At 74.7% G+C, this 9,698-nt stretch carries 9 protein-coding genes; 6 read left to right on the forward strand and 3 right to left on the reverse strand.

The features are described 5' to 3' along the window. The first annotated feature begins 244 nt into the window (after nt 1-244). The gene (locus PED38_RS11620) at nt 245-2,158 is read left to right on the forward strand and encodes an ABC transporter ATP-binding protein (protein WP_270981386.1); all 1,914 of its coding nucleotides are present in this window, start codon (nt 245-247) and stop codon (nt 2,156-2,158) included. Between the two features lie 33 nt (nt 2,159-2,191). Here the strand turns inward: PED38_RS11620 and PED38_RS11625 are convergent, their stop codons facing one another. Further along, entirely contained in the window at nt 2,192-3,064 is an 873-nt protein-coding gene (locus PED38_RS11625) for a sugar phosphate isomerase/epimerase family protein (protein WP_270981387.1), read from the reverse strand. 177 nt (nt 3,065-3,241) lie between these two features. On the opposite strand from PED38_RS11625, the gene PED38_RS11630 reads away from it, so the two are divergent. The 3 genes from PED38_RS11630 to PED38_RS11640 all read left to right on the forward strand — a co-directional run bounded on the left by PED38_RS11630 (nt 3,242) and on the right by PED38_RS11640 (nt 5,818). After that, complete coding sequence (locus PED38_RS11630; RefSeq protein WP_270981388.1) at nt 3,242-3,973, forward strand: ThuA domain-containing protein; 732 nt, start codon at nt 3,242-3,244, stop codon at nt 3,971-3,973. Further along, the gene (locus PED38_RS11635) at nt 3,970-5,100 is read left to right on the forward strand and encodes a Gfo/Idh/MocA family protein (RefSeq protein ID WP_270981389.1); all 1,131 of its coding nucleotides are present in this window, start codon (nt 3,970-3,972) and stop codon (nt 5,098-5,100) included. The genes PED38_RS11630 and PED38_RS11635 overlap by 4 nt, the downstream gene beginning before the upstream one ends. Nucleotides 5,101-5,212: 112 nt before the next feature. Next, nucleotides 5,213-5,818 carry a nitroreductase family protein gene (locus PED38_RS11640; RefSeq protein ID WP_270981390.1) on the forward strand — a complete coding sequence of 202 codons (606 nt, stop codon included), beginning with the start codon at nt 5,213-5,215 and terminating at the stop codon, nt 5,816-5,818. Between the two features lie 138 nt (nt 5,819-5,956). On the opposite strand, the gene PED38_RS11645 is transcribed toward PED38_RS11640, so the two are convergent. Both PED38_RS11645 and PED38_RS11650 read right to left on the reverse strand, forming a co-directional pair. Further along, nucleotides 5,957-6,364: a hypothetical protein gene (locus PED38_RS11645; RefSeq protein WP_270981391.1), complete on the reverse strand. Its 408-nt coding sequence runs from the start codon at nt 6,362-6,364 to the stop codon at nt 5,957-5,959. Continuing rightward, on the reverse strand, nt 6,361-6,504 hold the full coding sequence (locus PED38_RS11650; protein ID WP_175345459.1) for a hypothetical protein: 144 nt from the start codon (nt 6,502-6,504) through the stop codon (nt 6,361-6,363). The genes PED38_RS11645 and PED38_RS11650 overlap by 4 nt, the downstream gene beginning before the upstream one ends. 243 nt (nt 6,505-6,747) lie before the next feature. Here PED38_RS11650 and PED38_RS11655 point away from each other — a divergent pair, with 243 nt between their 5' ends. Together PED38_RS11655 and PED38_RS11660 are read left to right on the forward strand one after the other, a co-directional pair. Continuing rightward, nucleotides 6,748-8,130, forward strand: a complete 1,383-nt coding sequence (locus tag PED38_RS11655; RefSeq protein WP_270981393.1) for a serine hydrolase domain-containing protein — start codon at nt 6,748-6,750, stop codon at nt 8,128-8,130. Nucleotides 8,131-8,319: 189 nt separating this feature from the next. After that, the coding region (locus tag PED38_RS11660; RefSeq protein WP_270981394.1) for an acid phosphatase at nt 8,320-9,698 on the forward strand (1,379 nt) is incomplete at its 3' end.

The following is a 9,698-nucleotide window of genomic DNA, read 5'->3' on the forward strand; positions in this document are numbered from 1 at the left end:
TCCGCCCGCCCGACGGCCATCCGGTGACGCTTCGCCGGCTGGGCGTGATCGCCGTCGTCCGTGGCTCATGATGGGCATGCGCCACCGGCCGGACGATCCGTCCACGACCCGTCCGCGGATCCGGTCACGACGACGGCGCCCGGTCGGAGCGGCGACGCGGGCACCCGGTCCGCCGCCGGGCATCCCGACCCGGGCCGACCGCCGCTCGCCCGAGCGGAGCGCAGCACCCACGAGAGGAACCACCATGAGCATGGAAGGCGTCGCCTGGAGCTCGCTCTACAAGATCTCCAGCGCCCGCGACGACGCGCGCGGCATCTCGCGCGCGTCCGTGAAGCGGATCATGACCTTCGCCGTGCCGTACCGGGCGAAGCTGCTCGTCTTCATCGGGCTGTCCGTGGTGGGCGCGTTCCTCGCGGTCGCGACGCCGGTGCTCGCCGGCCAGGTGGTGGACGTCATCGTCGCCCGCGGCGAGGTGGGCACCATCATCCGGCTCGCCGTCGTCATCGCCCTGGTGGCCGTGGCCGACGCCGCCGTGTCGCTCGTGACGCGCTGGTTCTCGGCGCGGATCGGAGAGGGCGTGATCCTCGACCTCCGCACCGCCGTCTTCGACCACGTGCAGAAGATGCCCATCGCCTTCTTCACCCGCACGCGCACCGGCGCGCTCGTGAGCCGCCTCAACAACGACGTGATCGGCGCGCAGCAGGCCTTCAGCGGCACCCTCTCCGGCGTGGTCACGAACCTCGTGGCGCTGATCCTCACCCTCGCCGTCATGCTCAGCACGTCGTGGCTCGTGACCGTGCTCGCGGTGGTCATGCTGCCCCTGTTCCTGATCCCCGCGCGCCGCATGGGCGGTCGCCTCGCCGCGCTCCGCCGCGAGGCCGCTGACCACAACTCCGCCATGAGCACGCAGATGACGGAGCGGTTCTCGGCGCCCGGCGCCACCCTCGTGAAGCTGTTCGGCCGGCCCGACGAGGAGTCCGCCGAGTTCCGCGTGCGTGCGGCCCGGGTCCGCGACATCGGGGTGCGCACCGCGATGCTGCAGTTCGTCTTCGTCACCGCGCTGATGCTCGTCTCCGCACTCGCCCTCGCGCTCGTCTACGGGCTCGGCGGCTTCCTCGCGCTGTCCGACCAGCTCGACACGGGCGAGGTCGTCACGCTCGCGCTCCTCCTGACGCGCCTGTACGCGCCGCTCACCAGCCTCGCGAACGCGCGCGTCGAGATCATGAGCGCGGTGGTCAGCTTCGAGCGCGTCTTCGAGGTGCTGGATCTCGTCCCCCTCATCCAGGAGAAGCCCGACGCCGTACGCGTCCCCGCGGGCCCCGTGTCCGTCGAGTTCGACGACGTGCGCTTCGCCTACCCGTCCGCCGACAAGGTGTCGCTGGCCTCCCTCGAGGAGGTCGCCACGCTCGACACCCGCGGCGGCGAGGAGGTGCTGCACGGCGTCTCGTTCCGGATCGAGGCGGGGCAGACCGTCGCGCTCGTCGGCACGTCCGGGGCCGGGAAGTCCACGATCGCGCAGCTTCTGTCGCGCCTGTACGACGTCGACAGCGGCGCCGTGCGCCTCGCGGGGACGGACGTGCGCGACGTCACCTCCGCCTCCATGCGGCACACCCTCGGCATGGTGACGCAGGACGGCCACCTCTTCCACGAGACGATCCTGTCCAACCTGCGGCTGGCGCGGCCCGAGGCGACCGACGACGAGGTGTGGGACGCCGTGCGTCGCGCCCGGCTCGAGCCGCTCGTCCGGTCGCTGCCGGACCAGCTCGACACCATGGTGGGGGAGCGCGGCTACCGGCTCTCCGGCGGCGAGCGCCAGCGCATGACCATCGCCCGGCTCCTGCTGGCGCAGCCGCGCGTCGTCATCCTCGACGAGGCGACGGCCGCGCTCGACTCCACGTCGGAGGCCGCGGTGCAGGCCGCGCTCAGCGAGGCGCTCGAGGGGCGGACGGCCCTCGTCATCGCCCACCGCCTCTCCACGATCCGCAGCGCCGACATGATCCTCGTGGTCGAGGACGGCGCCATCGTCGAGCGCGGCACGCACGACGAGCTGCTCGCCGCGGGCGGCCGCTACGAGGAGCTGCACCGGACGCAGTTCGCGGTGCGCAAGGCGGTCGCGGCGGATGAGGCGGCGGATGCGGTGGCCGAGCCCGGGCGCTGAGCCGGGCGCCTCACGCGGACCCGGCCGGTCGCATCACCCGAACACCCGCCGCACCACCTCGAACTCCTGCTCCAGGCCGTCCCACTCGTCGGATCCGTCGGGCCGGCTCGACTCGTTCACCATCGCGAGGGCGCCCTGGAAGCCCGCGTCCTGGAGCACGCGGAGGGAGCGGGCGTAGTCGGCCTCGTCGAGGCGGCCGTCGTCGTGGCGGTGCGCCTTGGCATGGCAGGTGACCGCGTGCGGGGCGATGCGCGCGAGCTGCTCGTGCTTGTCGGGCATCGTCCAGTTGCCGAGGTCGATGAGGAGGCGGATGTCGCCCGCGTCGGCCAAGAGGGCGAGCACGGCGTCGGCGTCGGGCATCATCTCGCGCCAGTTCTCGACGACCACCTGGATGCCCGGGTGCGCGTCCGCGAGCCGCGACATGCGCCGCGCGCTCGACGCGAGCAGCTCCGGGGTGGGCGCGCTGCGGCCGGCGCCGACGCGGGCGTGGTGCGCGCCGAGGGTGAGGGCGTCGTCGAGCCGCTCGGAGATCCACCGCTCGTGCAGGTCGGCGTCGGTGGGGTGGGTGAGGTCGCCGTCGTCGACGAGGAACGCGTCGAGCACGATGGCCGACGACTCGAGCGACGACCGCAGCTCCTCCAGGTAGGAGGCGTCGCGCGTGGGCAGCTGGAAGTGGGCGAGCTGCACCGCCCGGTAGCCGCGGCGGGCGAGCTCGGCGGGCAGGTCGAGGAGGTCGAGCGCCCCGGCGGCGCGGGTGACGGAGCCGGATCCGTCCGGGCCGGCGACGCGCGGATGCCCGAGCGTCCCGTCGAGCGACCAGGCGTGGACGGCCTTGTCGGTGGGGCGGGTGGATCCGGTGGGACGCGTGGATCCGGTCGGGCCGGCGGACCCGCTCGGGCCCGTCATCGGATCGCTCCGGTCGGGTCGTGGGCGATGGCGTTCATGCGGCCTCCGGGTCGCCCGCATCGGCGCGGGGCATGCGTACGATCGTAGGCGCGGGCACGCCGCGGCGCCCGGGGTGATCCCGGGCCGACCCGGCCGCACGACGCCCGTTCCCCCGATCACCGCCCGATGAGGAGCGCCATGGACATCGTCGTCTGGAACGAGAACGTGCACGAGAGCCGGGGGGACGCGACGGTCCTGTCGCACTACCCGGACGGGATCCACGCGGTCGTCGCCGACGGCCTCCGCGAGCTGCTGGGCGACGAGGCGCAGGTGAGCACGGCGACCCTCCAACAGGATCAGCACGGCCTCACCGAGGAGCGCCTCGCCGCCACCGACGTCCTCTACTGGTGGGGGCACGTCGCGCACGGCGACGTCTCCGACGAGGTGGTCGCGCGCGTGATCCGCCACGTGCACGCAGGCATGGGCCTCGTGGTGCTGCACTCCGGCCACTACTCGAAGGTGTTCACGCGCCTCATGGGCACGACCTGCTCCCTCAAGTGGCGGAACGACGGCGAGCGCGAGCTGGTGTGGACCATCGCGCCACAGCACCCCATCGCCGAGGGGATCCCGCACCCGATCGTCATCGACCGGCAGGAGATGTACGGCGAGCAGTTCGACATCCCGCGCCCCGACGAGGAGGTGTTCCTCTCCACCTTCGCGGGCGGCGAGGTGTTCCGCTCGGGCGTCGCGTACCACCGCGGACGCGGCCGGGTCTTCTACTTCTCGCCGGGTGACCAGGAGTACCCCGTGTACCACCACCCCGACATCCGCCGCGTGCTCGCGAACGCCGCCCGCTGGGTCGCGCCGACCGACGGCCGCGCCGACCTCACGGCCGACGAGCACCCGCGCGACTGGTTCCTCGCCCGATGAGCGCCGCGAAGGAGCCCGCCGTTCCCGCGACGCCCGCCGCTCCGGCGACTCCGGCCGCTGCCCCGGTCGCGCCCACGCCCGCATACGACGGCCCCCGCGTCCGCGTGATCCACGTCGGCCTCGGCGGCTGGGGCGGAGACTGGGCGCGCAACGCGGTGCCCCGGGTCGCCGAGATCGAGGTGGCCGCGATCGTGGATCCGAGCGAGCCCACCCGCGAGAAGGTCCGCGCGCTGCTCGGGCTCCCGGCGTCGGCGGCGTTCGCCTCGCTCGCCGACGCGCTCGCCGCGGTGGAGGCGGATGCCGTCATCATCACCGCGCCGGCCGTCACGCACGCGCCCCTCGCGCTGGAGGCGCTCGAGGCCGGCAAGCACGTCATCGTCGAGAAGCCGTTCGCGAACTCCACCGCGGAGGCCGCCGCCGTGGTCCGACGCGGCGAGGAGCTGGGCCTCATCGTGCAGGTCAGCCAGAACTACCGCTGGTACCCGGCGCCCCGCCGCGTGCGCGAGCTGCTCGCCGCCGACGCGCTCGGCGAGGTCGCGACCATCGAGATCGACTTCCGCCAGTGGGACAACGACGAGCCCGACGACTACCCGCACTACCGCTTCCCGCAGCCGATCATCAACGACATGGCCATCCACCACTTCGACCTGATCCGCATGGTCACGGGTCGCGAGGCCGTCCGCGTGTACGCGCGCACCAGCCGCCCGTCGTTCAGCCACTACCGCGACCCGGCGGTCGCGTCGATGGTCATCGAGCTGGAGGGCGGCCTGGTCGTCGACTACCGCGGCAGCTGGCTGCACCGCGGACCGGCGACGCCGTGGGCGGGCGAGTGGCGCATCTCCGGCGCCGACGCCGAGCTCACCTTCACGAGCCGCGGCGAGGGCGTCTCGGCCGACCGGGTCGGGATCCGCGACGCCGACGGCGCCGAGCGCGAGCTCGACCTGGAGACGCTCCCTCTGAAGGGCCGCGCCGCGGGCCTGCGGGCCTTCGCCCTCTCGATCCTCGGCGGCCCGCCGCCCGAGACCAGCGGCCGCGACAACCTCGGCAGCCTCGCGCTGATGGAGGCCGCGGGCCGATCCGCGGAGTCCGGCCAGGTGGAGGACGTGCGCGACCCGCTCGCCGGCTGACGCGCCGGCCCGGCCGTCCCCGCGTCACGCAGGAATAGCCGGGCCCCGCGCCGCCTTGTGATCCGCGAGGCCCGACGGCGTGCCGACCCCGACCCCCGACCGAAGGACGGCCATGACCCTCACCGAGAGCACCACCCCCGCATCCACCGCTCGCACCGCCGACACGGCCGTGCCGATCGTGCGCGAGCTCGACACCCGCTGGAGCCCGCGCTCCTTCGACGGCGACGCCACCGTCTCCGACCAGCAGCTCGACGCCCTCCTCGAGGCCGCGCGCTGGGCGCCGTCCGGTAGCAACCAGCAGCCGCGCCGCTTCATCGTCGCCCGCCGCGGCACGCACGCGTTCGACACCATCGTCGACGCGCTCGTCGGCTTCAACGCCGCGTGGGCCGTCAAGGCGTCGGCGCTCGTCGTCGCGATCGCCGAGACCTCCACGGTCGAGGGCGAGAAGCGCCCCTACGCCGCGTACGACCTCGGCCAGGCCGTCGCCCACCTCTCCGTGCAGGCGCAGGCCGAGGGCCTCCACACGCACCAGATGGCGGGCGTCGAGTTCGACAAGCTGTCGGCCGCGTTCGACCTGCCCGAGAACCTGCAGCCGCTCACGGTCACGGCCGTCGGCACGGTCGCCCCGGCCGACGCGCTCGAGGGCCCGCTCGCCGAGCGCGAGACCGCGCCGCGCTCGCGCCTGCCGCTCTCCGAGCTGGTGCTCGTCCGCGAGTAGCGGATCCCGCGCGCACGCGGCCGTCGACCTCCGGGTCGGCGGCCGCTGCCGTGCGCGGGCGGCGGGTCGGGCCGGGCGACGAGTCAGGGCGGGCGGCGAGGACGGGCGGGCGCGTCGGCCGATGCGGATCCCGCGGACTCAGCCGCCGAGCACGTGCCCCACGAGGTCGCGGAGGAACGGGATCGCGTCCTGCACCTGGTCGACGCCCGCGATCACGGTGGCGACGAGCGGCCACGCGGATCCGACGAGCGTCGCCACCACCGCGGAGACCGCCGCGACCCACGCGACGCGGCCGTCCCGGGTGCGGGCGGCGATGCCGAGCATCACGAGCGCGACCACCAGCGACACCCCGACGCCGAGCGCGATGAGGGTCACGGGCACGTCGAGCTGGCCGGCGGTCGCCGCGTCGGCCGCGCCGACGAACCCGAGCACGGGCAGCAGCACGACCGCCACGACCACGATCGCCGCGACGAGCGCGGTGACGGCGGCCGCGCGCGCGGACCGCGGGCGGCGACGGCGGGCGGGGCCGGCGGCGCGGGCGCTCATCGGGCGGCTCCGGCCGCGGCTCCTGCCGAGCGGGCGGATGCGGTCGGGCGGGCGGATGCGGTCGCGCGGGCGCGGGCGCGGGCGGGGACGGGCGCGGATGCGGGCTGCGCGGCGCGGGATCCGCGGGTCGGGTCGATCATCGGTGCTCCTGTCGGGTGGTGCGTCACCCAGGAGACGGGACGGGCCCGCACGTCATCCCGCGCGCCCAGCCGGCGCCCAGCGGGGAGCGCCAGACGTTCGCTCTCCGGATGGGCCGCGGTGCCCGCGCTTCGCTCGGCGGATGCGTCGCGCATCCGCCCGACCTGTCGCGACGTCGGGTCCCGCTCCGCCGGGTTCGCGTAGAGTCCGGCACACCCGCCGTCCCCGATCCCCGGAGCACCCCCATGACCGAGATCCTCGAGTACGTCCGCACCTGGCTCGACCACCGCGTCTGGCAGACCCGCGTCCCCGGCGCCCAGGTCGCCATCGCCCGGCACGGCGAGGTCGTGCTGTCCGAGGCGTTCGGCGTCGCGGATCCCACGACCGACGCGCCGCTCACCCCCGCGCACCTGTTCCGCGTGGCCTCGCACTCCAAGACGTTCACCGCGACCGCGATCCTCCAGCTCGCCGAGCAGGGCGCCCTCCGTCTCGACGACCGGCTCGGCCAGCACGTGCCCGAGCTCGTCGACGCCGGCTCCGAGCTCGCCGACGTCACCGTCGCCGCCCTCCTCGAGCACGGCGCGGGCGTCCTCCGCGACGGGTTCGACGGCGACCACTGGCAGCACTCCGCCCCGTTCCCCGACCGCGCGCACCTCCTCGCCATCGCGACGACGCCCGGCGTCGCCAAGGTCGCGCCCGACACCGCGTTCAACTACTCGAACATCGGGTACTCCCTGCTCGGCCTCGTCGTCGAGGCGGCGTCCGGCCTCTCCTTCGCGGACTACCTGGCCACGCGCATCGCCGCCCCGCTCGGCCTCCGCGACACCACCGCCGAGTACGACCCCGCGCGGGCCGACGAGTACGCGGCCGCCTCCACCTCGCTCCGCACCTCCCGCGAGCGCGCCGTCCTCCCGCACGTCGACACCCGCGCGATGGCCGCCGCCACGGGCGTCACGAGCACCGCGTCCGAGCTGGTGTCGTTCTTCTCCGCGCTCGTGCTGTCGGACGACGAGCGGCTCCTCACGGCCGCGTCGAAGCGCGTGCAGCAGCGGCCGCGGTACGCCAGCAGCGCGGATCCGGCCGGCACCCGCCGCTACGGCTACGGCCTCATCATCGAGCGCGTCGGATCCGGCGACAGCGAGGCCACCGTGATCGGCCACTCGGGCGGGTACCCGGGCCACATCACCCGCACGGCGGTGGATCCCGCGAGCGGCTGGGCGGTCACCGTCCTCACGAACGCGATCGACGGCCCCGCTGCCGCGCTCAGCACGGGCATCCTCGAGCTGCTCCTCGCCGACTCCGCCGCGACCGACGCCGAGCGCGCCGCCGTCGATGCGCCCTTCACCGGCCGCTTCGCCAACGTGTGGGGGATGCAGGACTTCCAGGTGGTCGGCGACCGCTTCCTCCGCATCGACCCGACCGCGGAGCACCCGCTCGAGTCGGTCGACGTGCTGGAGCGTACGGGCGACTCGTCGGCGCGCATCGTCGAGGGCGACGGGTTCGGGTCCGTCGGCGAGGAGATCACGGTCGAGCGGGCTGCCGACGGCTCCGTCGACCGGATCCGCGGGGGCGGCGGCATGACGCTGGAGCCGCTCGTGCGCGAGTGGGTCCCGCGCTCGCGCGGCTGACGCGTCGGCGCGTCCGTCCTCGGGACGCTGCCGGACGGCGGACGGCGGATGCCGGATGGCGGGACGACAGGACGGCGGGACGGGAACGATCCCTGCTCCTCGCCGCCCGGCCATGCGCGGTTCACCCGGCGGAGGTCGCGCGGCCACGGTCCCTCCTTACGGTGCGGGAGGCCGATCGGCCGACCACCCATGGAAGGCACGCTCATCCCCACCATCACGACCGCCCGTCCGCGCGCCCGCGTCGCCGCGCTCCTCTCCGCCACCGCGATCCTCGGGGTCGTCCTCGCGGGTCCCGGAGCGTCGTCCGCCCAGGCCGCGACCGCGCCCGCGCCGTTCGACCAGGCCACGATCGACCACGTCTACGCGTCCGACGCGACCTACGACTTCGTCCCCATGCTCGACGCGTTCCCCGCGCTGAAGAGCGGCCGGCCGGACATCATGCAGATCAACGACGACATGACCGTGCGCATCAACCAGACCGCTCCGAAGGCGCAGTCGGACCGCGCGATCATCGACCAGTACGCCGACATGTCCGTGTCGATGTCCGACGGCCTGGGCGCCCGCCTCGGCGCGATCTACAAGGCCGCGCGCGACGCCGGGCAGCTGCCGAAGACCGCGGCGCTCCTCAACAAGGAGAACGGCCTCGTCGGACGCGGCGGGTCGACGGGCCCGGCCAAGAACCACTACGCCAACCCGCGGCCCTACGTCGCCTTCCCCGAGCGCCTCCAGTACCGCGACAAGCCCGGCGGCAACGCGTGGGCCGGCCGCGACGGCTCCTACCCGAGCGGCCACACGTCGCAGGCGTTCTGGCAGGGTGTCTCGCTCGCGACGATGCTGCCGGAGCTCGCCCCGCAGATCCTCGCCCGCGCGTCCGACGCCGGGAACAACCGCATCGTGATGGGCGCGCACTACCCGATCGACGTGATGGCCGGGCACATGATGGGCCAGAAGATCGTCCAGCGCCGCTGGGCCGACCCCGAGTTCCGCGACCTCTACGCGCAGGCCGCGTCGGAGCTGCGGCAGGTGCTCGAGGCCGGATGCGGCGCGACGCTCGCGGTCTGCGTCGCCGCCGACACCCCGTACCTCCCGACCGACCAGGCGCTCGCCGTGTACCGCCAGCGGCTGACGTACGGCTTCCCGCTCGTGGGCCAGGTCGGCCAGCCGATGACCGTGCCGGACGGCGCCGAGTCGCTCCTCCGCTCGAGCCGCCCCGACCTCACCGACGCGCAGCGCCGCCAGGTGCTCGCCCTCACCGCCATCGACTCGGGCGAGCCGCTCGACCTCGGCACGGCCGGCAGCTGGGAGCGCATCGACCTCGCGGCCGCGATGACCGCGAAGATCACGGTCGCGGCCGACGGCACGGTCTCCCTCGCGGGCGCCGCGACCGTGGATCCGTCGCCCGCCCCGGCCGCCTCGTCCGCCCCCGCTGACCCCGGCGCGACGAGGGGCGGATCCGCTGCCACCCACTCCGCCGCCCGCGGCGCCGCGCACGCCGCGACGCTCGCCCGCACCGGATCCGACCTCGCCCCCGGCACCCTCGCCGCGGCCCTCGGCCTGCTGGTCGCGGG

This window comes from Clavibacter sp. CT19 (genome assembly GCF_027858075.1).
GTDB lineage: Bacteria > Actinomycetota > Actinomycetes > Actinomycetales > Microbacteriaceae > Clavibacter > Clavibacter tessellarius_A.